The organism is Streptomyces sp. NPDC005483 (assembly GCF_040606035.1).
In the GTDB taxonomy this organism is placed as follows: Bacteria; Actinomycetota; Actinomycetes; order Streptomycetales; family Streptomycetaceae; genus Streptomyces.
On record NZ_JBEXEA010000003.1, the window covers coordinates 416,107 to 442,165 of the forward strand.

27 protein-coding genes and 1 pseudogene are annotated in these 26,059 nt (G+C 71.0%); 14 read left to right on the top strand and 14 right to left on the bottom strand.

All coding sequences use genetic code 11. The features are described 5' to 3' along the window. Positions 1–223: 223 nt before the first annotated feature. On the top strand, positions 224–1,252 hold the full coding sequence (locus tag ABZT06_RS08000; protein ID WP_355736517.1) for an O-antigen ligase family protein: 1,029 nt from the start codon (positions 224–226) through the stop codon (positions 1,250–1,252). A 15-nt stretch (positions 1,253–1,267) separates the two neighbouring features. On the opposite strand, the gene ABZT06_RS08005 is transcribed toward ABZT06_RS08000, so the two are convergent. Then, positions 1,268–1,816, bottom strand: a complete 549-nt coding sequence (locus ABZT06_RS08005) for a hypothetical protein (RefSeq protein ID WP_355736520.1) — start codon at positions 1,814–1,816, stop codon at positions 1,268–1,270. Positions 1,817–1,903: 87 nt separating this feature from the next. Then, positions 1,904–2,692 (bottom strand): aspartate/glutamate racemase family protein, encoded by a 789-nt coding sequence (locus tag ABZT06_RS08010; protein WP_355736523.1) that lies wholly within the window; start codon positions 2,690–2,692, stop codon positions 1,904–1,906. Between the two features lie 39 nt (positions 2,693–2,731). Here ABZT06_RS08010 and ABZT06_RS08015 point away from each other — a divergent pair, with 39 nt between their 5' ends. After that, on the top strand, positions 2,732–3,928 hold the full coding sequence (locus ABZT06_RS08015; protein ID WP_355736526.1) for a glycosyltransferase: 1,197 nt from the start codon (positions 2,732–2,734) through the stop codon (positions 3,926–3,928). Between the two features lie 4 nt (positions 3,929–3,932). On the opposite strand, the gene ABZT06_RS08020 is transcribed toward ABZT06_RS08015, so the two are convergent. After that, positions 3,933–5,138, bottom strand: a complete 1,206-nt coding sequence (locus tag ABZT06_RS08020; RefSeq protein WP_355737062.1) for a TerD family protein — start codon at positions 5,136–5,138, stop codon at positions 3,933–3,935. A gap of 296 nt (positions 5,139–5,434) precedes the next feature. On the opposite strand from ABZT06_RS08020, the gene ABZT06_RS08025 reads away from it, so the two are divergent. The 4 genes from ABZT06_RS08025 (at position 5,435) to ABZT06_RS08040 (ending at position 10,121) form a co-directional block, all read left to right on the top strand. After that, complete coding sequence (locus ABZT06_RS08025) at positions 5,435–5,875, top strand: DUF6643 family protein (RefSeq protein WP_355736529.1); 441 nt, start codon at positions 5,435–5,437, stop codon at positions 5,873–5,875. A gap of 42 nt (positions 5,876–5,917) precedes the next feature. Further along, positions 5,918–6,745, top strand: coding sequence for an MOSC N-terminal beta barrel domain-containing protein (locus tag ABZT06_RS08030; protein WP_355736531.1), 828 nt, complete (start codon positions 5,918–5,920; stop codon positions 6,743–6,745). A gap of 223 nt (positions 6,746–6,968) precedes the next feature. Next, the gene (locus ABZT06_RS08035) at positions 6,969–7,574 is read left to right on the top strand and encodes a hypothetical protein (protein ID WP_355736533.1); all 606 of its coding nucleotides are present in this window, start codon (positions 6,969–6,971) and stop codon (positions 7,572–7,574) included. Positions 7,575–7,685: 111 nt separating this feature from the next. Continuing rightward, positions 7,686–10,121 (top strand): right-handed parallel beta-helix repeat-containing protein, encoded by a 2,436-nt coding sequence (locus ABZT06_RS08040; protein ID WP_355736536.1) that lies wholly within the window; start codon positions 7,686–7,688, stop codon positions 10,119–10,121. On the opposite strand, the gene ABZT06_RS08045 is transcribed toward ABZT06_RS08040, so the two are convergent. Further along, positions 10,091–12,409 carry a hypothetical protein gene (locus tag ABZT06_RS08045; protein WP_355737065.1) on the bottom strand — a complete coding sequence of 773 codons (2,319 nt, stop codon included), beginning with the start codon at positions 12,407–12,409 and terminating at the stop codon, positions 10,091–10,093. The genes ABZT06_RS08040 and ABZT06_RS08045 overlap by 31 nt on opposite strands. Positions 12,410–12,722: 313 nt before the next feature. On the opposite strand from ABZT06_RS08045, the gene ABZT06_RS08050 reads away from it, so the two are divergent. Together ABZT06_RS08050 and ABZT06_RS08055 are read left to right on the top strand one after the other, a co-directional pair. Then, positions 12,723–13,553: a DeoR/GlpR family DNA-binding transcription regulator gene (locus ABZT06_RS08050; RefSeq protein WP_355736539.1), complete on the top strand. Its 831-nt coding sequence runs from the start codon at positions 12,723–12,725 to the stop codon at positions 13,551–13,553. 50 nt (positions 13,554–13,603) lie between these two features. After that, on the top strand, positions 13,604–14,083 hold the full coding sequence (locus ABZT06_RS08055; RefSeq protein WP_355736542.1) for an SRPBCC family protein: 480 nt from the start codon (positions 13,604–13,606) through the stop codon (positions 14,081–14,083). 775 nt (positions 14,084–14,858) lie between these two features. On the opposite strand, the gene ABZT06_RS08060 is transcribed toward ABZT06_RS08055, so the two are convergent. After that, complete coding sequence (locus ABZT06_RS08060) at positions 14,859–16,004, bottom strand: PLP-dependent cysteine synthase family protein (protein ID WP_355736545.1); 1,146 nt, start codon at positions 16,002–16,004, stop codon at positions 14,859–14,861. Positions 16,005–16,352: 348 nt separating this feature from the next. On the opposite strand from ABZT06_RS08060, the gene ABZT06_RS08065 reads away from it, so the two are divergent. Together ABZT06_RS08065 and ABZT06_RS08070 are read left to right on the top strand one after the other, a co-directional pair. Then, the gene (locus tag ABZT06_RS08065) at positions 16,353–16,676 is read left to right on the top strand and encodes a hypothetical protein (protein ID WP_031060185.1); all 324 of its coding nucleotides are present in this window, start codon (positions 16,353–16,355) and stop codon (positions 16,674–16,676) included. 185 nt (positions 16,677–16,861) lie between these two features. Further along, a complete protein-coding gene (locus ABZT06_RS08070; RefSeq protein WP_355736548.1) occupies positions 16,862–17,383 on the top strand; it encodes an ATP-binding protein in 522 nt (173 codons plus the stop codon). 505 nt (positions 17,384–17,888) lie between these two features. Here the strand turns inward: ABZT06_RS08070 and ABZT06_RS08075 are convergent. Then, positions 17,889–18,299: pseudogene (locus ABZT06_RS08075) on the bottom strand (FtsX-like permease family protein); the annotation flags it as partial. A gap of 547 nt (positions 18,300–18,846) precedes the next feature. On the opposite strand from ABZT06_RS08075, the gene ABZT06_RS08080 reads away from it, so the two are divergent. Further along, positions 18,847–19,470, top strand: coding sequence for a GntR family transcriptional regulator (locus tag ABZT06_RS08080; protein ID WP_355736551.1), 624 nt, complete (start codon positions 18,847–18,849; stop codon positions 19,468–19,470). A gap of 224 nt (positions 19,471–19,694) precedes the next feature. Here ABZT06_RS08080 and ABZT06_RS08085 read toward each other — a convergent pair whose 3' ends face one another. Then, a complete protein-coding gene (locus tag ABZT06_RS08085; protein ID WP_355736554.1) occupies positions 19,695–20,039 on the bottom strand; it encodes a DUF6415 family natural product biosynthesis protein in 345 nt (114 codons plus the stop codon). Positions 20,040–20,183: 144 nt separating this feature from the next. Between ABZT06_RS08085 and ABZT06_RS08090 the strand changes: the two genes are divergently transcribed. Both ABZT06_RS08090 and ABZT06_RS08095 read left to right on the top strand, forming a co-directional pair. Beyond that, positions 20,184–20,420 (top strand): winged helix-turn-helix domain-containing protein, encoded by a 237-nt coding sequence (locus tag ABZT06_RS08090; RefSeq protein ID WP_355736557.1) that lies wholly within the window; start codon positions 20,184–20,186, stop codon positions 20,418–20,420. A gap of 34 nt (positions 20,421–20,454) precedes the next feature. Continuing rightward, a complete protein-coding gene (locus tag ABZT06_RS08095; protein ID WP_355736560.1) occupies positions 20,455–20,634 on the top strand; it encodes a hypothetical protein in 180 nt (59 codons plus the stop codon). Between the two features lie 99 nt (positions 20,635–20,733). Here the strand turns inward: ABZT06_RS08095 and ABZT06_RS08100 are convergent, their stop codons facing one another. Continuing rightward, positions 20,734–21,009 carry a hypothetical protein gene (locus ABZT06_RS08100; RefSeq protein ID WP_355736563.1) on the bottom strand — a complete coding sequence of 92 codons (276 nt, stop codon included), beginning with the start codon at positions 21,007–21,009 and terminating at the stop codon, positions 20,734–20,736. Positions 21,010–21,030: 21 nt separating this feature from the next. Beyond that, positions 21,031–21,195 carry a hypothetical protein gene (locus ABZT06_RS08105; protein WP_355736566.1) on the bottom strand — a complete coding sequence of 55 codons (165 nt, stop codon included), beginning with the start codon at positions 21,193–21,195 and terminating at the stop codon, positions 21,031–21,033. A 69-nt stretch (positions 21,196–21,264) separates the two neighbouring features. Between ABZT06_RS08105 and ABZT06_RS08110 the strand changes: the two genes are divergently transcribed. Continuing rightward, entirely contained in the window at positions 21,265–21,591 is a 327-nt protein-coding gene (locus ABZT06_RS08110; RefSeq protein WP_355736569.1) for a DUF6233 domain-containing protein, read from the top strand. Between the two features lie 94 nt (positions 21,592–21,685). Here the strand turns inward: ABZT06_RS08110 and ABZT06_RS08115 are convergent, their stop codons facing one another. The 5 genes from ABZT06_RS08115 to ABZT06_RS08135 form a co-directional block, all read right to left on the bottom strand. After that, the gene (locus ABZT06_RS08115) at positions 21,686–21,838 is read right to left on the bottom strand and encodes a hypothetical protein (RefSeq protein ID WP_355736572.1); all 153 of its coding nucleotides are present in this window, start codon (positions 21,836–21,838) and stop codon (positions 21,686–21,688) included. Between the two features lie 78 nt (positions 21,839–21,916). Beyond that, complete coding sequence (locus ABZT06_RS08120) at positions 21,917–22,936, bottom strand: tyrosine-type recombinase/integrase (protein ID WP_355736575.1); 1,020 nt, start codon at positions 22,934–22,936, stop codon at positions 21,917–21,919. Beyond that, positions 22,933–23,280: a hypothetical protein gene (locus ABZT06_RS08125; protein ID WP_355736578.1), complete on the bottom strand. Its 348-nt coding sequence runs from the start codon at positions 23,278–23,280 to the stop codon at positions 22,933–22,935. Before ABZT06_RS08125 ends, ABZT06_RS08120 begins: the two co-directional genes overlap by 4 nt. After that, positions 23,273–23,881: a hypothetical protein gene (locus ABZT06_RS08130; protein WP_355736581.1), complete on the bottom strand. Its 609-nt coding sequence runs from the start codon at positions 23,879–23,881 to the stop codon at positions 23,273–23,275. Before ABZT06_RS08130 ends, ABZT06_RS08125 begins: the two co-directional genes overlap by 8 nt. 460 nt (positions 23,882–24,341) lie before the next feature. Beyond that, on the bottom strand, positions 24,342–26,015 hold the full coding sequence (locus tag ABZT06_RS08135; protein ID WP_355736584.1) for a TROVE domain-containing protein: 1,674 nt from the start codon (positions 26,013–26,015) through the stop codon (positions 24,342–24,344). Between the last annotated feature and the right edge of the window lie 44 nt (positions 26,016–26,059).

The following is a 26,059-nucleotide window of genomic DNA, read 5'->3' on the forward strand; positions in this document are numbered from 1 at the left end:
GTGTACGGCGGTTGACCTCGGCGTCCACAGCGCGGTCCGCCTGGTGACCGGGGTGCCGCCCACGCGCCTGTGCCAAGTGGATCCCGCACAACTCGTCCACAAATCGCCCATCAGCGGTTACGGTGTGCCGGAGTCCCCGTCGTATACGCCCGGTGGTGTCCGGGCGGCAGGGGCCACAGGTCGGGGGACCGGGGTTTCGGGGGGCTGGGTGGGTTCCACGGGGATGACGTCTGTGGCCGGTTCCGACGTGGACGGCGACAGACGAAACGTTTCCGACGTGGTGGGCGTACTGGTGCTCGGCGCCTGTGCCGCCTGGTCGCTGATCACCGCGGCCGCGCACGACGGGCGTCCGGAGGGCGTGCTGCTCGCCCTGCTGGCCGTCGCCGCGGGCTATGCCGCCGGCCGGATCTCGGGGGCGCTGCTGCCGGTCGCCGCCCCTTCCGTCGCCGCGCTGACCGGACTGGGCCTGACGGTGGCGCTCCCGCGCCTCGCGTCCGGACCGGAGATCGTAGGCCCGCTGGGTCACGCGGGTGCCACGGCCGCCCTGCTGACGCTCGCCACCGGTGCCGCGTGCTGCGCCGCCTGGACCACCGCCTCCCCTGTCCTGCGAATCCTGCTGCGACTGCTGGCCGCCGGCATCGCGGTGGCCTCGGCCGCCCTGGGTTCGGTGTCCGGGCTGGTCGCGTGTACCGCGGTGCTGCTGTGCTCGCTCGCCGCGGGCGGGATGCGCCACCGCGGTCCGGGCATCGCCGGCCTCGCTCTCGCCGCGACCGCGGTGACCGGCCTGACCTGGGCGGTGGCCGCGAACGCGGTTCCGGACGGGCTCGCCGAGTCACTGCGCGGCCGGCTCACCCCGCACCGGATCCACCTGTGGCACGACGCCCTTCACCTGGCCCGCGACAACACCGCCCTCGGTGTGGGTCCTGGCCGCTTCGGGGAGCTCAGCACGACGAGCGCCCAGTCCCTGCTGCCCGACGGGAAACCGCACTCGGCACCGCTTCAGATGGCCGCCGAGCAGGGAGTGGTCGGGCTGCTGTTGCTGGCGGCCGCCTTCTGCTGGCTGCTGTACGCGCTGTGGCGCTCCCCTCACCCCTCTCCGGTCGTCCTCACCGGAGGTGCGGCCCTGACGGCGCTGGCGGCGATCGCCGCGGTCGGCAACGCGCTGAGCTTCACGATGGTGTCGGTGGGCGCCGGGCTCCTGGCGGGCCTGACGACGGCCCGCCCGCTCACCGACGAAGCGGCCCCCAAGTGACCGATCGGCGCGCTCTCAGCGCCGCGGACCCGGCGCCCCGGGCCGCAGCCGGTCGCGGATGATGCGTACGGCGGCCTCCGCGTCGTCCACGGTGACCGTGAACGTGTGGCCGTCCCACAGTTGCAGGACCACACCCTCACCACGGCGTACGACGACGGCGGTGCCCTTCTCGGGGCGCCAGCGGTAGCCCCAGCCGCCCCACTGCCGCGGGTTGACGTGCGGGACGAACTCGGCTCCGGCGACATGCGCCAGTGGGATCCGGCGGCGCGGCACACCGATGTGGCCGCAGCGCACCTCCAGGGAGTCCATGTCGACCCTGAGAGCGACATGGACGAAGGCGAGCGTGAGGAAGAGGACCAGCAGCCCGGCCGCGATGCAGCCGACCACGGACATGACGAGCGGGGCCGCGCCGGAGGTCCAGGCCGAGTCGACGGCGAGCTCGATGCCGAGCGCCACGATCGCGGCGCCACCGAGCGCCAGCAGCCACTGGATCCGGTTGGAGGCGCGGCCGGTCCAGACGTCGGCGTGGTGCGAGGTCTGCTCGCCGTGGGGGTGGTCCCTCATGCCTATGAGATTACTCAGGATTCGCCGCGCGGGTACCTCGTCGCACAGCGTGACTGCTCCGGGCGGGGGTTTCCGGCCGCGCGGCGGTCAGCGGGCGGGTGTGGCCGTCCGCAGGAGCCGGCCCTCGGCGTAGGCCAGGGCGGGCGCGGGCAGGGCGGCGCCCTCGCGTCCGCTGAGCAGCACCGTGAGGGTGCCGGTGGCCGCGGCCTCCGGGGCGGGGTGCTCGCCGATCCGGCGCAGCGCCTGGGCGGCGACCGCTCCGGCGGAGCCGTGCAGGACGAGGGGCGGGCGGCCGGGGCGCTGTACGGCGGCGCGGATGCGTTCGGCGACCAGTTCGTAGTGGGTGCAGCCCAGGACGACGGTCCTCACGTCCTCGGGGGTCAGCGCGGCGGCCGCGGCGACGGCGGCGTCGATGGCGGCCTCGTCGGCGTGCTCCACCGCCTCGGCGAGTCCGTGGCAGGGCACCTCGGTGGCCGGCACCCCGTCGGCGAACCGCTCGAGGAGACCGCGCTGGTACGGGCTGCCGGTGGTGGCGGGGGTCGCCCAGATGGCGAAGGGGCCGCCGGCGGACGCCGCGGGCTTGATCGCGGGGACGGTGCCGATGACCGGCAGGTCCGGTTCGAGGCGGGCGCGCAGGGCGGTCAGCGCGTGCACGGTGGCGGTGTTGCAGCCGATGATCAGAGCCTCGGGGCCATGGGCGGCGGCGGCCTCGGCGAGGGTGAGGGCGCGCCCGATGATGTCGTCCGGCGTCCGGGGGCCCCACGGCATGCCCTCGGGGTCGAGGGAGAGCACGAGATCGGCGTCGGGGCGCAGTCGCCGTACCGCGGCGGTGGCCGCCAGCAGACCGATTCCGGAGTCCAAGAGCGCGATCTTCACCCGGCCACGATAGACGATGAGCCCTTGGGGGCCCCTTCCGTGGGGCAGACTGCGCGCGTGAGCGCCATCGCGTGGACAGCCGCCGTATCCCTCGCAGCCTGGCTGTGGCTGCTGCTCTGCCAGGGTTTCTTCTGGCGCACGGATGTGAGGCTCCCGCCGGAGCGGGATCCCGGGGCCTGGCCCTTCGTGGCTGTGGTGGTGCCGGCGCGCGACGAGGCCGAGGTGCTGCCCGCGAGTCTTCCCTCTCTCCTGGCCCAGGACTATCCGGGGCGGGCGGAGGTCTTCCTCGTCGACGACGGCAGCACGGACGGCACCGGAGAGCTGGCACGCGAACTGGCACGCCGGCACGGTGGGCTGCCGCTGACCGTGTCCTCACCGGGTGAGCCCCCGGCGGGGTGGACGGGAAAGCTGTGGGCCGTACGCCATGGCATCGGCCTGGCACGCGCGCGGGGCCCCGAGTACCTGCTGCTGACGGACGCCGACATCGCCCACGCGCCGGACAGCCTGCGGCGGCTGGTCGCCGCCGCGTACGCCGGGGGCTTCGACGTCGTCTCGCAGATGGCCCGGCTGCGGGTGGAGAGCCTGTGGGAGCGTCTCGTGGTGCCGGCGTTCGTCTACTTCTTCGCGCAGCTGTATCCGTTCCGGCGGATCGGCAAGCGGGGCGCGCGGACGGCGGCCGCGGCGGGCGGCTGTGTCCTGCTGCGGACCGAGACCGCCGAGCGGGCGCGGATCCCGGACGCCATCCGGCACGCCGTCATCGACGACGTGGCCCTCGCGCGGGCCGTCAAGGGCGGGGGCGGCCACATCTGGCTGGGCCTCGCCGAGCGGGTGGACAGTGTGCGTCCCTATCCCCGGCTGCACGACCTGTGGCGGATGGTGTCGCGCAGCGCGTACGCCCAGCTCCGCCACAACCCCCTGGTACTGATGGGAACGGTCGTCGGGCTCGCGCTGGTCTACCTGGTCCCGCCGGCCGCCGCCGTCACGGGTCTGGCGACGGGGAGTACGGCGACTCTGGTTTTCGGTGGTCTCGCGTGGCTGCTCATGACGGGGACCTACCTCCCGATGCTCCGCTACTACCGGCAGCCTCTGTGGCTGGCTCCGCTGCTGCCGTTCACCGCGTTCCTCTATCTCCTGATGACGGTCGACTCGGCGGTGCAGCACTACCGGGGGCGCGGTGCGGCGTGGAAGGGCCGCACCTACGCGCGCCCGGACGCCGTCGTCACCGAGGAGAGGTGAGCCCTCACTTGCGGCCTGGTGTCCAGTTCATGCCCCAGCCGTAGACGTGGTCCACGGTCCGCTGCGGGCTCACCCCGCGCTCGGGCACCAGATAGCGGGCCTCGCGCTGGACGACCAGGTCGTCGCCGGTGTTGGTGATCAGGGCCAGCGCGCACACCGTCGAGGGCACCGTGCACTCGTCGAGGGAGAAGTCGATCGGGGCGCCGTACTGCGGTTGGAGGGTGACCGTGGCGTGCAGGTCGGCGAAGGAACGCGCGCCCTCGTAGATGGTCACGAAGACCAGGATGCGCCGGAAGTCCCGCTTGTGGTCGAGGTTCACGGTGAGGTTCTCGCCGCTCTCGACGGCACCGGTACGGTCGTCGCCGTCGAGGTGGATGTACGGCGGCTGGTGCAGGGCTCCATAGGCGTTGCCCAGGGCCTGTACGACTCCCTTGCGGCCGTCGGCGAGCTCGTACAGGGCGCACAGGTCGAGGTCGAGGTCGGCGTGCGTGGCCACCGCGCGGCCGCGCTTGCTGCCCCAGCCCGAGAACTGTTTGTGCACCTGCCAGTTGAGGTTTACACGCATCGCGCCCGAGGTGCCGCCTTGTTTGGCGAGGGATACGGAGGGAGCGGACTTGGTCAGTGTGACCTTGGAGAGCCGTACGGGTTGCGCAGAAGGGGTAGGTGGTGGCGCCACCGGTGCCGCCTGCTGGGGTTCGTCCACGGTGATACCGAAGTCAGTTGCCAGCCCTTCCAGTCCGCTGCCGTAGCCCTGACCGACGGCACGGAATTTCCAAGCGCCCTGACGACGATAGAACTCCCCGAGCACGAAAGCGGTTTCTACGGTCGCGCCCGTGCTGTCGAACCGCGCCGCCACGGTGCCCTGCGCAGCATCCCGCACCTCGATGTAAAGATCCGGGATTCCGGCGAAGGTCCCGCCGTCCGCGGAAGCGGCGAGTACGACGGTCTCCACCGACGGCTCCACGCGCGCGAGATCGACGAGCAGAGTGTCGGTCACCCGGCCGCCATCCGTCCGTTTGCCCTCGTGGCGGACCGCTCCGGAGGCGTGCTGCGGCTGGTTGTAGAAGACGAAGTCGGCGTCCGAACGGACCTTTCCGCCGACGAGCAGCAGGGCCGAGGCATCCGCGTCGGGGACCCCCGGTCCGGAGCGCCAGCCCAATTCGACGCGCAGTGCCGTCGTGGGCACCGGAACGTTTGACCCCTTCGACATCGACATGTGCGCCCCCATCAGCTGTCGGCAGGCCAGGACGCGCCCGGCGGCCCTTGGAGTTCTACCCGCTCAACCTATTCCCCCGGTACAGCGAACTCCCGTCCGGCGCACAGGAAGATCACCGGCCAACCGCCGGTAACCCCTCCGGAACTCGGCCTTTACACGGATGGGACCTGGATTGGCGTCCCTTTTTGCCGAGTTCGCTCGCATTGGGGATCCCACGTCACTGCCGACACGGAAAACAACCCTCTTATCGGTCTCCCCAACCAGCACATCGTGGGCTTAACTTATGTGCCATGACCTCCCCCCGCTCCACTTATGGCGGCGGCTACTACTCCGCCTCCTTCCCGGACACTCCGATCTACGACTCACTCGTGGCCGAGCGGGGCACCCCGCAGATCGCCCCGATCCGGGTCCCGGCCGCGTACGACGTCCCGGCAAGCCACCTGCCGGCGCTGCCGTCCGCACTGCCCGCTCTTCCCGCGGGCCCCTCCCAGCCCTCCTACGGCTACCCGCAGGCGCATCAGCAGCCCTCTCCGCTGCAGCAGGCGCCCGGGGCGTACATCCCGCAACAGGCCGCCGCGCCTCGCGGTTATCCCGGACCTCAGCAGCAGCCGCGTCCGGCCGGCCCCGGCATGGGCACGGGCTACGAGGCGATGCGCCCCGCAGCTCCCCGGCCCACGCAGGCGGCTCCCTACCAGGACCCGTACAACAACCAGCAGTACCGCGGTTACTGATTCCCCTCCCGGGCTGTCGGTGCCACCTGGCACGATGACCTCATGGGGAATGCACAGTTGCTGTCGATTCACGTCCATCCGGTCAAGGCGTTGCGGAGTCTGGCACTCCGGGAGGCCGACGTGGAGCCCTGGGGGCTGGCCGGAGACCGGCGCTGGGCGCTGGTCGACGACGGGGGAAGGGTCGTCACCCAACGACAGCAGCCGCGCCTCGCACTGGCCGCCGCCGAGCTGATGCCCGGCGGCGGCGTCGTTCTGTCCGGGCCCGGTATGGAATCGCTGACCGTGCCGGTCCCCGAACCGGGCGAGACCCTCACGCTGGACATCTTCGGGGACAAGGTCGAAGGGGTCCCCGCCGCCGACCCGGCCGCGCACGCGTGGTGCAGCGAGTACCTCGGCGCCCCGACCCGGCTGGTGCACATGGACGACCCCGCCACCCGCCGCCCGGTCGAGCCCGAGTACGCGCTGCCGGGCGAGACCGTCACCTTCGCCGACGGATACCCGCTGCTGCTCACCTCCGCGGCCTCGCTCGACGCCCTCAACTCCCTGATCTCCGAAGGCCGGCACGCGGCCGAGGGCCCCCTGCCCATGAACCGTTTCCGGCCGAACGTGGTCGTGGGCGGCGCCGGCGCCTGGGCCGAGGACGACTGGTCGCTCATCGCCATCGGGGACGTCACCTTCCGGGTGGCCAAGATGTGCGGACGGTGCGTGGTGACCACCACCGACCAGGACCATGCCGTTCGCGGCAAGGAGCCGTTGCACAGCCTGGGCCGACACCGCCACGTCGGCGGCAAGCTCGTCTTCGGACAGAATCTGGTGCCCCGGTCTCGAGGCACGATCCGGGTCGGTGACCCGGTCACGATTCTCGAATAGGGAGTGAGCAGAGGGCCCGGCGCGGTGGCGGTGGACGAAGTTCCGCCAAAGATCCACCCGATCCCGGCCGACGGGAACCCGGCCCGAGGGCCTGCGCGTTGGGGCTTTCATGAGGGGTTCATGAGAGGACCCGGCCGCAGGTGATTTCGCTCTCTCTTCGGCCGGTCCCGCGCGTGAACGACTCCGTCGGGGGTTATCACGGAGCGGGAAGGGGGTGCGGACGGTGCGAGCGATCAGTGGACTTTGGCGTTGGCGGCGCAACCCGCTGCGCCGCGGGACCGACCTGGCCGAGGCATGGGTCGGCCTGTTGGCCCTGCTGCTGATCCTGGTCGTCGGACCGGTCATCGGGTCCGTCACCGGGCACGCGGCCCAGGCCGCGCTGCAGCGGGCGGTCCGTGAGCAGCACGACTCCCGCCGGCTGGTGACGGCGACCGTGATCCGCACACTGGACCGCTCGCCGCTGGACGCGGACCCGGAGGCCGCCTCGGGGCGGAATCTGCGCACCCGGGTGACGGCCGACTGGACCGCGCCGGACGGCACGACCCACCACGGCACGGTGATGGCCGGCCTCCAGAAACCGCACCGCGGCGACCACTTCACCATGTGGACCGACCTCCACGGCCGCACAGCGGCCCGGCCGCTGGACTCCGCCACCGCCACCACCCATGCCGTCCTCGCGGGCACCGGCGCGGCCCTGCTGACCGCGGGCCTGATCGAGGGCGGCAGACGGCTCGCCGTGTGGCGCATGGTCCGTCGCAGGTACGCCCGTTGGGACCAGGCATGGGACCGCGCGGGCCCGGACTGGGGCCGGACCGGCACCGGCAGCTGACGGCCTCACGGCTCTGGTCAACCCACCACCCGCGCGCACGCTACGGTGGACCGGCCGAGGTTCCTCGGCAGCACAAACCCGCGTACTACGAGGTGGGGGCACAGCAACGCCATGGCACAGGGCACGGTCCAGGTGACGCACACCGGTACATCGCGGTGGCGGCGCCGCACGGGTGAGTACGCGTCGCTCGCCGCCGCCCTGGAGGCCGCGGCGGACGGCGACGTTCTCACGGTCGCGCCCGGCACCTACCGGGAGAACCTCGTCGTGCAGCGGGCGGTGACCCTGCGCGGCCCCGAGGGCTCGCCCGGTTCCGTGCGGATCGCGCCCGTGGACGGCGTGCCGTTGACCGTGCGTGCCTCGGCCGTGGTGCAGGACCTGCACGTGGAGGGCCAGGACGCGGCCGCGCCCGCCCTGCTCGTCGAGGAGGGCACACCGGAGCTCGCCGACATCCGGGTCGTCACCCGGTCCGCCGCCGGCATAGAGGTGCGCGGCGGCGCACGGCCGACCGTGCGGCGCTGCACCGTCGACAACCCGGCCGGCATCGGCATCGCCGTACTGGACGGAGCGGGCGGGGTGTTCGAGGAGTGCGAGATCGTGGCGGCCGGCCAGTCCGGCGTCGCGGTGCGCGGCGGCGCCCACCCCCGTCTGGAGCGCTGCCGGATCCACCACACCTCGGGTGCGGGCCTGGCGGCGACCGGCGAGAACTCCGCGCTGGAGGCCGTGGGTTGCGAGGTCTACGAGGTCCGCGGCAGCGGCATCCAGATCACCGGCCGGGCCACCGCGCACCTCACCGACTGCGATGTGCACCGCACCACCGGCGACGGCGTCACCCTCGACACCGACGCGGTACTGACCCTGGCCGACTGCCGTATCCACGACATCCCGGAGAACGCGGTCGACCTGCGCTCCCGCTCGGTGCTCACCCTGACCCGCACCACGGTCCGTCAGTTCGGGCGCAACGGCCTGTCGGTGTGGGATCCGGGCACGCGCGTGGACGCCAACCAGTGCGAGATCTTCGACAGCACGGGCGACTACCCGGCCGTCTGGGTCAGCGACGGCGCCACCGCCGTACTGGACTCCTGCCGGGTGCACGACGTGCCGGACGCCCTGTTCGTCCTGGACCGCGGCTCCCGCGCGGACGTCGTCGACAGCGACATCTCCCAGGTCCGCAACACCGCCGTGTCCGTGAGCGACGGCGCCACCGCGCAGCTCGACGACTGCCGGATCCGGGACGCGGCGACCGGCGCCTGGTTCCGTGACCACGGCAGCGGCGGTACCCTCAACAACTGCACGGTGGACGGCACCCAGACCGGCGTGATCGTCACCAAGGGCGCCGACCCGACGATCGAGCGCTGCACGGTCGACTCCCCCGCGGAGGCGGGCTTCTACGTGTCGGCGGGCGGCCGCGGCAGCTTCCTGAACTGCCGGGTGACGGGCAGCGGCGGGTACGGCTTCCATGTCATAGACGGAAGCCGTTCGACGCTCAGGAAGTGCCGCACGGAGCGCTGCGCGCGCGGGGGCTACGAGTTCGCGGACGCCCCGGACGCGGCCGCCGGGGCGGGCCCCGTCGTCGAGGACTGCACGAGCGACGAGAGCGGCGGCGGCCTGACCCCACCCGCGGCCCGCGAGCCGGCCGTGCAGACGGAGTCCCGCTCCCCCGGTCTGCTGGGGACGATCCCCGGCCAGCGCGTCACCGAACAGGAGCCTCCGGTCGCCCCGGAGCCGGAGAAGCCCTCGCGCACCTCGAAGGCCGTCCTGGGTGAACTCGACGCCCTGGTGGGCCTGGACAGCGTCAAGCGCGAGGTGCGGGCCCTCACCGACATGATCGAGGTGGGCCGGCGGCGCCGGGAGGCGGGCCTCAAGGCGGCCTCCGTCAAGCGCCATCTGGTCTTCACCGGCTCCCCCGGCACCGGCAAGACGACGGTCGCCCGGCTCTACGGCGAGATCCTCGCCTCCCTCGGCGTCCTGGAGAAGGGGCATCTCGTCGAGGTGTCCCGGGTCGACCTGGTCGGCGAGCACATCGGTTCCACCGCGATCCGCACCCAGGAGGCCTTCGACAGGGCGCGCGGCGGCGTGCTGTTCATCGACGAGGCGTACGCGCTCTCGCCGGAGGACTCGGGCCGGGACTTCGGCAAGGAGGCCATCGACACGCTGGTGAAGCTGATGGAGGACCACCGGGACGCCGTCGTGGTGATCGTCGCGGGCTACACCGCCGAGATGGAGCGGTTCCTGTCGGTCAACCCGGGGGTGGCCTCCCGCTTCTCACGGACCATCACCTTCAGTGACTACAAGCCCGAAGAACTCCTCAGCATCGTGGAGCAGCAGGCCGAGGAGCACGAGTACCGGCTGGCGCCGGGTGCCGCGGAGGCCCTGCTGAAGTACTTCACGGTGCTGCCCAAGGGGCCCGCCTTCGGCAACGGCCGTACCGCGCGCCAGACCTTCGAGGCGATGGTGGAGCGGCACGCGAGCCGGGTCGCCCAGGTGGACGACCCGACCACGGACGACCTGACCCTGCTCTACGCCGAGGACCTGCCCGAGTCGTCCTGAGCCCGCGGGCCCGGTACGTCCGGCTGGAGCCGGCCCAGCAGTCTCGCCCGCTCCTCGGCGAAGACCGGGTCGGCCTGGTAGTCGGAGTGGCCGAGGATCGGCGCGGGCAGCGGGTGCAGGTCGGTGCGGCCGTAGGCGAGCGGGTCCTTGAGGGGCTCCCGGTCCACCTCGGGGCCGCAGTCGCCCGGCAGCCGGACCGGGCCGCCTATGGGGTCGGTGAGCCGGTAGAGGTTGCGCCAGCAGTCCACGTCGTGGTGCAGGGCGGTGAGCGCGGCCGGGCCGAAGTGGGCCGGGAACCAGCGGCCGTAGAGGCGTTCCAGCGGGGAGCCGTAGGTCAGCAGGGCGACCCGCCCCCGGACCGACGGTTCCAGCTGCCAGGCCGCGGCGGCCGCGAGCACGCTGCCCTGGGAGTGTCCGGAGATGACCAGCCGGCCGCGGGTGGCCCGGATCCAGGTCGCGATCCGCCAGGTGAGGTCCGGTACCGCGCGCTCGGCGTAGCAGGGCGGGGCGAAGGGGTGGGCGGCGCGCGGCCAGAAGGTGCCCACGTCCCACAGGATGCCGATGGTCCGGCGCGCGGAGGGGTCCTTGTAGGCGCGGCGGCCCCAGGTGACGAACAGGATGAAGCCGAGGCCGATCAGCCAGGAGCCGAGCGCCTGCGCGGTCTCGGCCGCGCTCTCCACGAAGGCGTACGCCCCCACGGCCGCCTTGGCCGGTGTCCTGTGGGAGGTCAGGGCGCCGACGAGAGCTCCGGCGCCGAGGAACAGGGTGCTGGCCGACGTCACTCCGAGCAGGCGGGGTCCCCGGTCCGTCAGCGCCGCCATCGCACGGGTGCGGGCGATGCGGCGGGTGCGTGCCGCGTCCTTGGGCTCCGCGGGGTACTCGCTCTCCACCGCGCCCAGTTGGGCCCGGCTCGCGCGCCAGGTGCGCCGGCCGAGCCAGGCGCAGTGCCCGAGCAGCACGAGAAGGACCAGCGGGATCACGGACGCCTGCCAGGTCAGCAGGACCGGCGGGCCGAGGATGGTGGCGCCGGTGCCGTCCAGCCAGTCCGCCACCCGCTGCGAGACGCCGCCGGACATCACGCCGCCCAGGGCGCAGGCCAGCGTCGCCACGGCGGGTCCGGCCAGGCCGCGCATCGCCGCGCGCGGGTCGGGGTGCGTGCGGTACAGCAGGTGGGCGACCACGGCCAGGGCGACGACCAGCAGTCCCTGCACGAAGGCGATGGCGCCGAAGGTGGCGTCCCCCGACAGCCGGCCCTGCGACTGCCATCCCGGCCGCTCCCACCCGGCGTACACCAAGGCGAGGGCGAGCAGGGTGAGCGCGGCGAGCGGCAGGCGCCGTACGAGATGCTCGTCGAGCTGCCGGTCGAGGTACTTCTCGCTGCGGCCGCGGCGGCACACCACCCAGACGACGGCGACCCCGGCGGCGACGAGACCTGCCTGGAGGAGTCGGCCGAGCGTGTCGAGGAGGGCGGGGCCGCCCGTTTCCCGGTCGAAGCGGGCCGCCGTCGAGCCGACCGCCGCGGCGATCGTCAGCAGGCCCGCGGCGGTGTGCGCGGCACGCAGGCGGGCGACCAGGCGGCGGCCGTACCAGAATCCGGGCCGGCCGAGCGCGGTGCGGCCGTTGTCCTCCTCCGGCCCGCCGTCGCGGGACATGGGCTGTTGTGACTCGTAGGCGCTCCAGGTCCGGTGCGACAGGTACCAGAGCAGGCCGGTGAGCGCGGCCGGGACCAGGGCGGCGAGGGCGAGGCGGCGGCCGGGCCTGCTCCACCAGCCGCCGTCCGACACGTCGGGCGACAGGAAGCCCAGCCAGGAGTGGGACTCGGCGCACGCGAGTGTGCCCGCGCACTGCCAGGCCGCGAGGTCCAGGGCGACCTCGCAGGCCGCGGCGACCAGCAGAACGGTCAGCGTCAGACCGGCGAGTCGCACCAGGAGGCCGTAGAGGCGCACCGTCCGTACCCGGCCGCGTGCGGTGGGGCGCATCCAGTGGGCGAGGTTGACCACCATGAACGGCAGTAACAGCAGCCACAGGGCGCGGGTGCCGTTGCCGGAGGTGAGGTTGCACCAGACGTACGCCTCGGGCACCGGGCCGCTGCGGCCGTCGCGCTGTCTCTTCTCGGCGTCGACGTCGTCGGCGCGCCGGAAGACGGCAGCGACGTCGTCGCCGGTGATCCGCACCGTGCGCGGGTCGTCGAGCATCTTCTCCGGCGTGGTGCCGCCCACCCCGTGGACCAGGAGTTCCAGAGCGGTGCCGGATTCTTCGGGCCGGGCGGCCGGGCCGTCCGCGCCCATGGTCGTGACACGTTCCACTGTTCTCGCACTTCCCCCGTGACGCGCCGTCGGCATCTGTCCGTGCGGGTACCAGGATCTCCTGCCCGGCGCGTCGCGCACACCACTCGTCACGGAATCTCCCCGATCCGGGTGACCGCCCCGGGGGCGGCTGTCACCCCTGTGCCACGAGGGCGACGGGGCGGTCGGTGGCGCTCCCGGTGGGGGGCCGTGCGAGTATGGGACGTCCCGCGCCCCAGGGACGGGCAAAATGTGCTTGTGGGAGTGGGTGCGCAGGGCGGGTCGGACGGCCCCAGGCGAAAGGACCGGAGCGTACGTGAGTGAGAATCAGAACCTCCTCGCGGAGCAGCGGCGTGCCCTGATTCTGGACGAGGTCCGGCGCCGAGGCGGGGTGCGCGTCAACGAGCTGACGCGCAAGCTCGGCGTGTCGGACATGACCGTGCGGCGCGATCTGGACGCGCTGGCCCGTCAGGGTGTGCTGGAGAAGGTGCACGGCGGCGCGGTGCCCGTGGTCGAGGCGAGCACCCACGAGCCGGGCTTCGAGGCGAAGTCGGGTCTGGAGCTGACCGCCAAGGAGGACATCGCGCGGTCCGCCGCGGCGCTGGTCGCCCCGGGCACCGCGATCGCGCTGTCGGGCGGTACGACGACGTACGCACTGGCCCACCATCTCCTCGACGTGCCGGACCTGACCGTCGTCACCAACTCGGTGCGGGTCGCCGACGTGTTCCACGCGGCGCAGCGCTCCACGGGCCCCCGTCAGGGCGCGGCGACCGTCGTGCTGACCGGCGGTGTGCGCACCCCCTCCGACTCGCTGGTGGGGCCGGTGGCCGACCAGGCGATCGGGGCGCTCCACTTCGACGTGCTCTTCCTCGGTGTGCACGGCATATCGGTCGAGGCCGGCCTGTCGACGCCGAACCTCGCGGAGGCGGAGACCAATCGGCGTCTCGTGCAGTCGGCCCGGCGGGTCGTGGTGGTCGCCGACCACACCAAGTGGGGCACGGTGGGCCTGAGTTCGTTCGCCTCGCTGGAGCAGGTGGACACGCTGGTGACGGACGCCGGGCTGCCGGCATCGGCGCGCGCGGAGGTCTCGGAGCATCTGCGGCGGCTGGTCGTGGCGGGCGAGTACGTTGACGGTACAGACATCTGACTGAGGGTCAGCTAGGGTGACTCCTCCCGTTCACACCAGGGGGGGTGCCCATGGCTCACCAACTGCGCGAGGTGGGACTCGACTTCATCGCGACCGCGCCCGTACGGCTGGTGTTCGTGCAGGAGATGTCGGCTCCGCCTGAGGTGGTGTACCGGGCGCTCGCCGAGGACGTACCGGGCTGGGAGGAATGGTTCGCCGCGGTGACACTGGCCCGCTCGACCGGAGACGGCTCCAGCCGGGAGATCCACCTCAAGGGCGGCGGCCGCTTCCAGGAGACGATCCTCGCGGCGAAGAATCCGGAGATGTACGCCTACCGCGTCGACGTGGCGAACGCGCCCGGCGCCCGTGCCATCGCCGAGGAGTGGCGGCTCACTCCCGCCGGGGCGGGCACCCACCTGCGCTGGACGTTCGCCGCGGACGGGACGGCGGCGTTCCGCGCGGTGACGAAGCTCGGGCGCGCGGGGCTGGGCCGCGCCTTCCGGGACGCGGTCCGGACGCTGGACCGACGGCTCGCGGCGCGCGGGGCGTAGCCAGGGCCATCGAGGTGGGCCTCGCCTTCCGGGACACGGTCCGGACACCGGACCCGCGGCTCGGCGCGCGCGGGGCGTAGCCAGGGCCATCGAGGTGGGCCGCGCCTTCCGGGACACGGTCCGGACACCGGACCCGCGGCTCGGCGCGCGCGGGGCGTAGCCAGGGCCATCGAGGTGGATCATCGGCAAGGGGCTCTTGCGTCCCCCGAGCCGCCCGCCGTGGACCGGCACAGGGGGCCTGGCTGAGCCGTCTGGTGCTGTGACCGCCGGCAAGGAACCGTTTCTCCACGACCTGCTGTGACTCGGCCCCAGGTATGGGCGCTGCGCCGACGGATCCTGCCGAGTGGGCGGCCGGAGGTTGTGATCGCGCCGCACGAATGGGCCGTATCTGCCTCCTGCCGGTGACGGGCCGCATGTCGACATCTCGGCCGCCCGCCCCGACCGGGCTGACCAGCCAGGGACCCTTTCTCCCGCGACCTGCCGCCGTGGCCCGGCTCCAGGTATGGGCGCTGCGCCGACGGATCCTGCCGAGTGGGCGGCCGGAGGTTGTGATCGCGCCGCACGAATGGGCCGTATCTGCCTCCTGCGGGTGACGGGCCGCATTTCGACACACCGGTCTCCCGGCCCTCACCAGCTGACCAGCCACGCGGCCCCACCGGCCGGGCACCTGGCCGACAGGACCCATCCGCGGCCCCGCAGGCACCGGCCGGCCGCGCCGCGACCGGTTCCACCGATCATGGCCGACCGGCCGCCTGCCCGTTACCGGCCCACACTCCTAGGCGCTGCCGGGAGCGACCTCGCCGGGCCAGACGCCCGTCTCCAGCAGTGCGGTGATCGCCGCCGTGTACGGCTCGATGTCCAGGCCCTGCCCGGCCAGCCACGCGTCCGAGTAGTACTTGTCCAGGTAACGGTCGCCAGGGTCGCAGAGGAGGGTGACGACACTCCCCCGGCGCCCCTCGGCCACCATCTCGGCGATGATCTTCAGTGCGCTCCACAGGCCGGTGCCGGTCGAGCCGCCCGCCCGGCGGCCGATGGCCCGCTCCAGGGCGCGCACGGCGGCGACACTGGCCGCGTCCGGGACCTTCATCATGCGGTCGATCGCCCCGGGCACGAAGCTCGGCTCCATGCGCGGCCGCCCGATGCCCTCGATGCGCGAGCCGCAGTCGCACGTGACGTCCGGATCGCCGGTGCTCCAGCCCTCGAAGAAACAGGAGTTCTCCGGATCGGCCACACAGATGCGGGTGTCGTGCTGCATGTAGTGCACGTACCGGGCGATGGTCGCCGAGGTGCCGCCGGTGCCGGCCGTGGCGACGATCCAGGCGGGCTCCGGGAAACGCTCCAACTCCAGTTGGCGGAAGATGGATTCGGCGATGTTGTTGTTGCCGCGCCAGTCCGTGGCCCGTTCCGCGTAGGTGAACTGGTCCATGTAGTGGCCGCCCGTCTCCACCGCGAGGCGGGCGGACTCCTCGTACATGGTGCGCGGGTCGTCCACGAAGTGGCACCGGCCGCCGTGGAACTCGATGAGGCGGATCTTCTCGGCGCTCGTCGTGCGCGGCATGACCGCGATGAAGGGCACGCCGATCAGTTTCGCGAAGTACGCCTCGGACACGGCGGTGGAGCCACTGGACGCCTCGATCACCGGGCGGCCCGGCCGGATCCAGCCATTGCACAGGCCGTAGAGGAACAGCGAGCGGGCGAGCCGGTGTTTGAGGCTGCCGGTCGGGTGGGTCGACTCGTCCTTGAGGTACAGGTCGATGCCCCACTTCTCCGGGAGCGGGAAACGCAGGAGATGCGTGTCGGCCGAGCGGTTGGCGTCGGCCTGGACCTTGCGGACTGCTTCTTTCAGCCAGCCGCGGTAGGCGGTGTCGCTGCGGTCGACATCGAGGGTGTCGCCGGTCCGGGTCTGCTGAGGGGTGCTCACGGCGGGGCTCCTAACACATCGCGCCGACGGCGCGTCGCGCGGCCGATGTCTCGATCATAGACACCTTCCGTACGCTTCTCACCTGCATAAACACACCTTTGAGAGCCCCAAAGACACACTGGGGTGGGGACGGCACGCGGCAGCGGGGGCGCATTCGCACGAGTGCTCCGGGCGCTCCCGGTGAGATGTCATGCGTACTGGTGCTCGACGCCCGTGACGGGCAGACTGCACCGGGCGGGACGGACGTCTCGGACGGGGGCGCGCACACTGGATCACGACAGAAGCCGGCTCTGGGCCCACGCGGGAGCAGGAGCCGGCACACCGACGCACACAAGGGGGCGGGGCGGCATGGCGGAGCCGGAGTTCACGGCTACGGGCGTGCGGATCGGGAAGAGGCTGCGCTCGCTCACCCGGGCCGGTCAGGTCCGCATCAACGACGGCAGACTGGAACTGCTCACCAGCTACGGCAGCGAGATCGACAGCGCGCCGGTACAGGCGGTGCGCGCCTCCAAGCCCTGGTTCGCCGCGGACGACCGGGCTCTCGCCGACCTCAACGGCAACCGGTATCTGCTCACCCTGGGCGAGCACGACCCCGCTCCGGGCGAGCCGGGTCCGCCCGCGGCACGCCGGTTCATCGAGGCCGTACGCAGGGCTGCGGGGCGTAGCGAATAGTTCACCGCGAGTTGCGATGCCGGACCTCCTGCGCCACGCTGGTCTCACATCACTCTGGGTTTACCGGCGATCACGCTGCACACCAGCCCGCCGGGCACGACAGCAGGCGGCCATTTCACGCAGGCACCTGCTGGATCGATCCGAACTCCGTGTTCTTCCGGACCTCACGTCGGGGAGTCGCAGCCGTGATCAGTCACCCAAGCAGGCATTGCACGGTGGAGCTTCAAGCTCTGCCGTCGCGGATCGGCCAGGTCCGCAGAATCCTTTCTGCGCAATTGCGCTACTGGCATCTTGATCCCCTCATAGACCGGGCCGTGCTCGGTGTGACGGAGCTGTTGACCAACGTCCACCGCCATGCCCAGCCCGACAAGACGTGCACCGTGAAGATCGAGCTCCTGCTCGACCGGCTCATGGTCTCGGTGCACGACCACGACCCGCGTCTGCCGGTCGTGGCCGACATCAAGGACACCGAGCTGCTCGCCACGTGCGGGCGGGGGCTCGCCATGGTCGCCGCGGTCAGCGAGAGCTGGGGCGTACGGCCGGACGGCGAGTCGGGGAAAGTCGTGTGGTTCGCACTGCCGACGCCCTCCGCCGCGCGGCCACAGCGGCGAACCGTCCTCGACAAGACCGCGTTCAGGTTCACCGAGGTGCGGGCCGAAAGCCGCAGGCCCGAGCACGCTCCCGCCCGGTCGGCCGTTGCCGGCTGACCGGGCGGTGACGACTCCTCTATCTGCTCGTTCGTCCGCGGGACGCTTTCGGTCGCTGTCGGGACGACGGTCGTGCTCGGTCCTCCGGGTCTGCGCGCGTTCGTCGTCCCGGCACCGGCGTGCCCCTCCGGCACCGCACCGGCCCACCCGTCGGCACCTCGACCGACGGATAGCTCCCGACCGATCAGTCCGTCGCGAGCACCTCAGCTCGGCGAGACCCGCGACACGCAGGCCCGGACGTGGGACCGCGACGGCCCCCACGCGTTCGTCGCCCCGACACCGGCGTGCCCCTCCGGCACCGCACCGGCCCACACGTCGGCACCTCGACCGACGGCGAGCACCCGACCGATCAGTCCGTCGCGAGCACCTCAGCTCGGCGAGACCCGCGACACGCAGGCCCGGACGTGGGACCGCGACGGCTCCCACGCGTTGGTCCTCCCGGCACCGGCGTGCCCCTCCGGCACTCTCCCGGCCGACGCGTTCACTCGGTGACCGTCGGTTGGCCTCACTCGGTGGCGATCGCCCGCAGCACATCGAGACGTGCGGCGCGCCGGGCCGGACGCAGACCCGCCAGGGCTCCCGCGGCGAGGCCCACCAGGGCGACCACCGCGAGTTGCAGAGGTGGCATCGCGAAGGCGAAGGTGCTGTCGCTCGTGCCGTCCGAGGCCTTGACCAGGACCCAGCCCAGGAAGGCGCCGAGGGTGAGTCCGCCGACCGTGCCGAAGGCGGCGACCAGGACCGACTCCCAGCGGACCATGGCGCGGAGCTGGGCTCGGGTCTGGCCCACGGCCCTGAGCAGGCCCAGTTCGCGGGTGCGCTCGTGGACCGCCAGGGTCAGCGTGTTGGCGATGCCCAGCAGCGCGATGAGGACCGCGAGGGCGAGCAGCGCGTAGACCAGCGTGAGCATCATGTCGATGCTCGCCAGTGATTCCGTCGGAGGCTCCCGACCTGCTGATCAGCGGTTTGAGCTGCAGGCCTGCAATTGTTGGGTAGCTGCTTTTAGCGGCTTCTAGCGTATTCAAGCGTTTGCCCGCCAAGATCATCTCCCATCTGTCTCCCATTTCCCCATCCGGGCTGAACCCGCGACGTTTCTTGCTGCGTAATAGAGAGACCGGAGCCGGAGTCGTCTTGCACACCTTGGGGGTTGTGGACCGACTCCGGCTCCGGCTTCTATTCAACGAGTTCCCGCCGCATCGATCACGACGACTGGTTCACTCGTTCGGGTGGATACCGCGTGCGCATTGCCGGGTACCCGGACAGGTCCACCGCGTGGCCGCCAACGGGGGTACGCAGCCAGCCAGTGGACCCTTCGGCGCCTCGGGGACCTGAACCCCGTGGTGCCGAAACCTTTCTTCTTCAGTTGACAAGTGCCACCTGTCAGCCGTGCGGCTGCTGGATATATCCAGGATCAGGGGTGGCCCATAGCGTCGGACTCCACGTCATGATCTTCGGCAGGGGTTCCGATGTCAGCAGCACGCCACAGGCGGATCGCTGCTGACATTCAGCGGCGTATCGCTGCCGGGGAGTGGCGGCCTGGACAGGACCTGCCTTCGAGAGCCGAGCTAGCTGCCGAACTCGGCGTGAACCCTCAGACTGTGCGCCTCGCCTATGTACTGCTGCGCCGGGCCGGCGTTCTGGCGGGCGAGGAGCGCCGGGCCGTGTATGTGGCGCATCCTCCTGCTATGCGTACTCTCACGGATGCGGACGGCGAGTGGCCGTTTGCCAGCGAGACCACCGACACCCGCCCTCGATCCGCCACGGTGGAGCTTGCGGAGCGGCTTGAAGTCCGGGTGGGTGCGCTGCTGCGGCACGAGACGGTGGAGTGCCTGGATCCGGGCGGCCGGTCGGCGATGCTCGTCTCGTCGTGGTGGCGTGGCCAGCGTCGGCCGCATGCGGCGTTCAGTGCCGAGGTGGGGGTGGTGGCTTTGGAGGAGGGGCAGGCGCATGCGTTGGGGCTGCTTGTGGACACGTTGGCTTTCCGTGTCGTCCGCACTCGTTTCGACCATGTAGGCCGCCCCCTGGAGACTGCTGATCTGATTTTGCCGATGGATCGGTGGCTGATCCGGCTTGCGCCAGGGCAGCCATAGCTGTGACGGGGGCATAATTTGCCACCCCTCCCTGACTTGTAGTCAAGCGGTAAACCGCCGGTAAGGGAAGCGTGTTCCCTGCATATATCTGCACTGATTGTGCGCGAGCGGTTCAACTGCGTAACCGCTTGCCGAGGTTCTGGCCAGGACTTTCCTGGCACCCTGCCCATTGACCACTTATCGCCCGCCCTCGGCCCGGCCGTAGCCCTGGGCGTCGGCCGGCGTCAGTCGTCGCGCATGCAGTCGTCGAGGACGGCAGCGGCCTCGCCGAGGGTCTGCACATGCAGTGCAGCGGAGCGGAGGCCGCGGCCGAAGCTGCCGGTGAGTGCGCCCTGCGCCTGCAGCAGCGCCTGCTTGTGCCGCTGCCACTCTGGTGCGCCGTCCTGGAACCCGGCGAGGCGGCGCCGCACCTGATCAGCGAGCTCGGTGATGTGCGCCAGGAGGGCGTCGCGCATCTCCTCGCAGCGGTCGATCGTGGGGAGGATGCCGGTCGCGGCTTGGGCTTCGGCGATGAGGTCGTCGAGTTCTGCCTGCTGTGCCGCTTGGCGTTGCTCCGTACTGTGGCTCACGTCGACGCTCCGGTTCGTCGGCCATGCCCCCGGGCCGCGGTGCAGGCGGTCGCGGGGGTCCTTGCATGCAATTGCACGGTATACCGCGGTAGACCGCATAGTCCTGCGGTCGCACGGTGTGCTGCGGTTGCCTACGGTCAACCTGTGAGCGTTGATCTTGACCGGACGAGGCCGATCTGGCGGCAGATCGTGGCAATCGTGCAGGACCGCATCGAGGACGGCACCTACCCGGTCGGCGGCAAGGTTCCCTCGGTCGTGGAGCTGTCGACGGAGTTCGGCGTGGCGGCCAGCACGGCGCAGAAGGTGCTCGCGTTCCTGAAGGCGGAGGGCTGGGTGCGCGCCGAGATCGGGCTCGGGACGTTCGTCGAGAAGCGCCCGTAGCCCGCTGTCAGACCCCGCCGATAAGATCTACGGCATGCCCCCCACTCCCCCGGCGCCGAGTCCCGCGCGGTCTGCCGCCGTCGTGGACGCGGACATTCGCGCCCTCATGGAGGCCACCGGAGGCTGGCTGTGGGGGCCCACCCGGGAACGGTACGAGCAGCTGCGGGCGGAATGGGTGGAGGCCGTGCGGGCGGAGATCACCACCGCGGCGTGACAACGATGCGCCCCCGCCTCCGGGTTCCGGTCCGAAGCGAGGGCGCACCATCCGAGTAGCTGACCGGGCTGAGCAAGCACGGACAACGATGCGACCAGCCTACGACGGGCCACCGACAACGCCGGGGCGCGACGACAAGCGGTAGGTGTCGACGGAGAACTCGAAGGCCTCCGGTTCAGGCCCGCGGCAGTCAAGGCAGTTCACCAGCGCCCAGTTCGCGGACAGGCGAGTCCCCTCCGCCGCCCCGCATTCCGGACCCGCCACACCTTCACGGCTGCCCAGTAGATGCGTCAGGCCGTCCATGGCGGCAGGGATGAAGCCCTGCGATCGCGCCACCTCATCATGCAGGAGGGGGTCAAAATCGGGATGGGTCATGCTCGCCAGGATGGCAGACGGTCACCCCGGCGCCGGCCACTCCGTCAACACGGCGCTCGTCTCCTCGTCGACCAGCACCACCCGCGCATCCGCCACCCCCGAGCCCACCCACTCGCGGAACTTGGCACGGGCTACCGACTCCGACGCCCACCAGCCCTGCGCCACTGTGCGGCTGGCGGACGACAAGGTGAGGTGGAAGCGGTCGGGCCGACCCCCGGGGTGCTGAGGTGGCCCGCCACCCATAGACTCGAACACATGTCCGATCTTACGCCCGTCGAACGCCTCGCCAAACTCCGCACCCTCGAATCATGGCTGGACTGGCAGCTGCGTGACACCCGGCGAAAGATCGAAGCCCTCGAAGCGCAGGCACAGCAGACGCCGGCGCGGTACGTCATCGAACCCAAGCAGCACCCCAAGCATCCGCAGCCGGCAACCCTGCACCTCGCCGACTGCACCATGCCGCAGCGCCGCACCGTCCCCGCCAGCGCATCCGAGGCGCGAGTCGGACTCGCCAAAGACGCCGACAACATCGCCGCCTGCGAATTCTGCGCGCCGGACAGGGCGCTCGGACTCGACGAGTAGCGCGACGGCAGAAACTCACGAGTCGACGACAAAGCCCCCACCGAGACGGGGGTGACTCGACGGGGGCAGGGCCAGTGTGGCACGGGGCTGACGGCTACTCCTCGCGGATGTTCGACTTGGCCGTCAGGATTTCCACGACTTTGAGGTGGATTAGCGTGTGGGATCCGGCGACCTCGTACTCTTCCTCGTTCACCGGTTCTACGACCGCGTACACGCCTTCCGCCAGTTCAACGGTCTTACGGCTCATGCTGGACGTCCTCCGATCCGAGCTTCGCCGCCAGCTTGGCGGTGAAGGGAGTGGCAGGGTAGCGGTCCGTCTGCGTGGTCACAGGCCGATGTCCTCGCTCGCCGCGTCGGTCCATTTGTCGGCCTCGCGGATGTAGCCCCAGAAGGCGGGGCTGTTCTGTGCGTGCCCGGACTGCTCGCGGATCTTCTCTTCCCGCTTCCCGGCCCGGCGCGAGGTGGTGATGAATCCGGCCCGCATCGAGTGCCCGGTGAGGCGGACGGCGACGCCTGCTCGTTCGGCGTTGCGGGCGATGATCTCGCGGACTGCTTCGGGTGAGAGGGCGTGGTCGCCGAGGCGGCCGTGGACGGTGATGGGTAGGAAGGCGGGGCCGCTGGTGATGGCTGCGGCGGCGCGCCATGTGAGCCAGGCGCGGACGGGGCAGGTGTCGACGTTCTTGCCGTAGCTGACGACGACATCCCGGGGCGGGCGCCCCTTGACGGCGGGCACTTGAACTTCGAGGCCCTGGCTGACGTGCACGATTGCCTCGGCTCGCAACTCGGCGACTTCGGCGGACCGTCCGGCGATGCCGAAAGCCATCAGCCAGAGCGCTCGGTCGCGAAGTCCGGTGAGCCCGTCGGCTACGGCGGCGTTCATCTGCCGCAGCTGCTCGGGGGTGACGGCGGCGGCCTTGCCGCGTCCTCGTGCCTGCCGTTCGGGGTCGTTCTTCAGCGGCTTGAGGGCTTGGCGCGCGGCGACGGTGGCGGCCTTGGGGACTTCGATGCCGTGTTCGTTCCGCGCCGTGACGGTGACGCCGGTGATCCTGCGGTCGATCGACGTTGGCGCGGCGAGCTTGATGGTGTCGAGCCAGACGACGAAGCCGACAAGCGTGCCCTTCGTGACGTTGGTGGATGCGATCCGCTTGCCGGTGCGCTCCCCCAGCCAGTCGTGGAACTCCTCCCACAGTGCCCAGTCGTTGGCGTAGCCGCGTTTGGTGTTGTGGGGGCGGATGGCGTCGAGGTGCTTCTCGGCTGCCTCTTCCATGGCGGCGAGGACGGCGAGCGTCGCAGCGTCGTAGACGGCAGGGGTGGCGTCCGGCCGGTGCGGGACGAGGTCGGTCACGGGGTCTCCATGTCGGGTCGAGGCTTGCGGCAGTCGCAGATGCAGCCGAACTGGCGGCAGGTCCGGTCGGCGAGCCAGACGGACACCAGTGATCCCTCGTAGCCGATTCGCCTACCGAGAGAGTCGGCGATCTCCGTTTCGCGGAAACGCTCGCCGGTGCGCCACCAGCCGGTGCGGCTGTTGCAGTTGCCGTGTTGGCCGTCGCGGCAGTGCCAGCACATCTCGGGCTTGCACCCGCATGACCAGTCGGTCTCGTTGCGGTAGGCGGGCGGTAGTACGTTCTGGCGTACCCATTGGGCTGCGACCTCCAGCGTTACCGGAGGCCGCGCAGTCGGCTCACGCAAGGGTCAGTCCGTCCTCAGAGAGGACGTGCCCGGAGAACCGGACGTCCGAGTAGTCGCTGAGCAGGTCGGAGCCGTTGTGGTTGTAGGCGTCCATGATGGAACGCAGCTCGGCGGCGAGAGCCTTGAGTGCCGGGGTGGCGAACTTGCCGGTGTCGCCGAGGTCGTCGGTGCGCTCTTCCCACCAGTTGGCGGGTACGTTGCGCACCTTGATGTCGATGACGTGGTGTGATCCGGTGTAGCGGCGGGCGGTGACGCCGAACTTGACCTCGACAGGGGCATCGGCCAGCGGGTCCACGATGGCCAGGGAGCCAGGGGTGGCCGCCTCCTTGGCGACCTTGCGGGCGAGCTTGATGTCCTCGCGGATGAGCTTGGCGATGTCGCTGACGTCCAGTCGGCCGCTGTGGTCGTACTTGGCGCCGTAGGTACGGTTGTCGACGTAGCCGCTCTCGCTGATCTTCACGCCTTCGGCGGCGGCCTTGGCGATGACTCGCTGAAGCATGCGGCGGGCGGCGTCACGCTCAGCTTCCCCGGTGCGGGGGTGTGCGATGAGGGCGTTCAGGAGGTGGATCTTCTTCTGTGCCTTCGAAGCCCTGACGTCCATTGCCTCTCCCCTGCTCGTCCGTAGTTTCTGTTTAACAAGAATGGCGCACACGCCACCCCTTGTCAACTCATCACGGCAGATGGATGGTAGATTCTGTTAAACACTTATCGAGGGGACACGATGGGGCGACCCGCCACAGGCAAGACCAAGGGCATGGGCTTCCGGCCACCCAAGCCACTACGCGATGAGTTCGAGCAGCTCGCCACTGACGAGGAGCGCACACCGTCTGACGCTCTCGTGGAAGCGATGCATGACTGGGTCAAGAAGAAGCGGCGCGAGCGAGCGACGGAAGGTGACCCACGGGGGCCGCTCACCCCTACCAAAGAGTCGGACAATCACCCCAAATAACGCCCGCGATATCGCATGTTATCGAGATGGGGCGACCTCAACTCGGCGAGTACCACGGGCCGCCAGACACGACGAAGCCCCGCCCTCCGAGGAGGGCGGGGCTCGTGCTGCGTCAGGCCGTCTTCGTCATCCACGGCCAGTCGGCGTCTCGGCCAGCTTCCAGGAGCGGCACCAGCCGGAAGGCCGCATCGGTGAGGCCGCCGAAGCAGTGCCGGCCCGAGCTGCCAGACGGCATCGCACCAGCTTTGTACCCGGCGAGATTCCAGAGGTAGACCGGCACCGTGGGCGGTACGAGGTCGTCGATCTGCGTCTCCCGCATGCCGCCGCGCTGCCAACCGTTGGAGGGCAGCCAGCCGGGCCGGGTCTGTTCGTCGGTGACGATGACGATCCGGTTGTGCCGGAGCAGGTCGAAGTGCTGCTTGACGGCGGACGGGATGTCGGTGCCGTCGATCTGCCCGAACTTCTCGATGAGCTTCAGCACCGAGCCACCCTTGGGGGCGTCGAGTCGGTTGCTGGTCCAGCCGAACTCGACGAGCGTCGGCTTCTCGGCGCGCAGGGCGAGCGCGGAGCCGAACACGGCGGCCTGCTCGGCGAGGGTGATGTCGCTGCTGTTCGGGGTGGAGAAGCCGTAGCCGGGGAACATGGACGGCGACCGGTCCACCAGGATCAGCGTGCTGCCGTTCAGGCGCGGCACGTTGGCGAGGGAGTGCCCGAGGGCCTGCTCCAGTGCGTGCGCCCACCGCAGGGACGGGGCGTGCTTGTAGGCGGCCCACCAGCGGAACGGGAACATGCGGGACTTGGCTACCTGCTCGGCGTCGGCGAAGCGGGAGCAGACCCGAGCGGCGACCTCGTCGGAGACTCCGGCCTCGTCGAAGTTGCGCAGGTTCCTCGCCAGGGCCATCACGCCCATGGAGGGGATGAGGGCTTCCCATAGCTTCGCCTTGTCGACCTTCGAGCCGGCCAGGGACAGCGCTGCTTCCCAGGTGAGCCCGGCACGCTTGAGCTCCTCAGGGTTCAGGAGGATGTTCGGGTCCTGCTCGACGAACTCGGCGAAGGCGAGGTTGCGCGCCAGGACTGGCAGGGCGTCCGGGTCGGGTACGGTGCCGCGCTTGTGGCGGCGGTCGAGGGAGTAGGCGAACAGGTCGCTCTGCCACACCTTCGCCGGGTCAGGGCTGGCGTGGACGAGGTTGAGGACGTCGCCGAACCGGTAGCCCTTGGAGTCGGTGTCGTACTTGAGGAGCGACCGTTCGTTGTACAGCCGCTGCACGGCGTCGGCGATACCGCGCTTCACTGGCTTCGGCAGCTTGCGGCCGTACTTCGACGTCCAGTAGCCGAGCATCTCGCCGGGCTCGTCGGCGCGCTGGAGAACGGCGTCGATTACCTGCCGGTTCCATCCGCCGCCGTTGATGTTCTCGGTGCGCGCGTCCGGCGCGAGGTCGCCGGCTGCGGTGGCGTCGAGGCGGGCCTTGACGAACTCGGCGGCTCCGACGAGGGATGCGGTGCGCATGTTGCCCTCGCCGCGGAGCCAGCGCAGGAAGTCGACGCACCAGGCCGGGTCTTCGACGGCGAGGGTGCGGACCAGCTGGGTGTACCGGTCGTCGCGGTCGCCGCCCTTCTCGTAGAAGGCGTCCTGGCCAACGAAGTTGGAGACGGCGAGGAGGAAGAGCTCGGAGCGGGTGTCGCGGAGGTGCCCGGTCGCTCCCTCGTAGGTGCGGGTCCGCTCCCCGGTCGTGGTCACGGGCGAGTGGACGGCGGGACGGGTGCCGCGCTGGTTGAACCTGGCCATAAAAAAGCCCCTCACGTGGAGGGGAGGTCCAGCAGTGGGGTGCC

Bases quoted from the DNA above. Each gene is read 5' to 3' on its own strand.
- ABZT06_RS08000 (WP_355736517.1), top strand. From the start codon at position 224: ATGACGTCTGTGGCCGGTTCCGACGTGGACGGCGACAGACGAAACGTT.
- ABZT06_RS08005 (WP_355736520.1), bottom strand. From the start codon at position 1,816: ATGAGGGACCACCCCCACGGCGAGCAGACCTCGCACCACGCCGACGTC.
- ABZT06_RS08020 (WP_355737062.1), bottom strand. From the start codon at position 5,138: ATGTCGAAGGGGTCAAACGTTCCGGTGCCCACGACGGCACTGCGCGTC.
- ABZT06_RS08025 (WP_355736529.1), top strand. From the start codon at position 5,435: ATGACCTCCCCCCGCTCCACTTATGGCGGCGGCTACTACTCCGCCTCC.
- ABZT06_RS08030 (WP_355736531.1), top strand. From the start codon at position 5,918: ATGGGGAATGCACAGTTGCTGTCGATTCACGTCCATCCGGTCAAGGCG.
- ABZT06_RS08040 (WP_355736536.1), top strand. From the start codon at position 7,686: ATGGCACAGGGCACGGTCCAGGTGACGCACACCGGTACATCGCGGTGG.
- ABZT06_RS08045 (WP_355737065.1), bottom strand. From the start codon at position 12,409: ATGGGCGCGGACGGCCCGGCCGCCCGGCCCGAAGAATCCGGCACCGCT.
- ABZT06_RS08055 (WP_355736542.1), top strand. From the start codon at position 13,604: ATGGCTCACCAACTGCGCGAGGTGGGACTCGACTTCATCGCGACCGCG.
- ABZT06_RS08065 (WP_031060185.1), top strand. From the start codon at position 16,353: ATGGCGGAGCCGGAGTTCACGGCTACGGGCGTGCGGATCGGGAAGAGG.
- ABZT06_RS08080 (WP_355736551.1), top strand. From the start codon at position 18,847: ATGTCAGCAGCACGCCACAGGCGGATCGCTGCTGACATTCAGCGGCGT.
- ABZT06_RS08095 (WP_355736560.1), top strand. From the start codon at position 20,455: ATGCCCCCCACTCCCCCGGCGCCGAGTCCCGCGCGGTCTGCCGCCGTC.
- ABZT06_RS08100 (WP_355736563.1), bottom strand. From the start codon at position 21,009: ATGACCCATCCCGATTTTGACCCCCTCCTGCATGATGAGGTGGCGCGA.
- ABZT06_RS08110 (WP_355736569.1), top strand. From the start codon at position 21,265: ATGTCCGATCTTACGCCCGTCGAACGCCTCGCCAAACTCCGCACCCTC.
- ABZT06_RS08115 (WP_355736572.1), bottom strand. From the start codon at position 21,838: ATGAGCCGTAAGACCGTTGAACTGGCGGAAGGCGTGTACGCGGTCGTA.
- ABZT06_RS08130 (WP_355736581.1), bottom strand. From the start codon at position 23,881: ATGGACGTCAGGGCTTCGAAGGCACAGAAGAAGATCCACCTCCTGAAC.
- ABZT06_RS08135 (WP_355736584.1), bottom strand. From the start codon at position 26,015: ATGGCCAGGTTCAACCAGCGCGGCACCCGTCCCGCCGTCCACTCGCCC.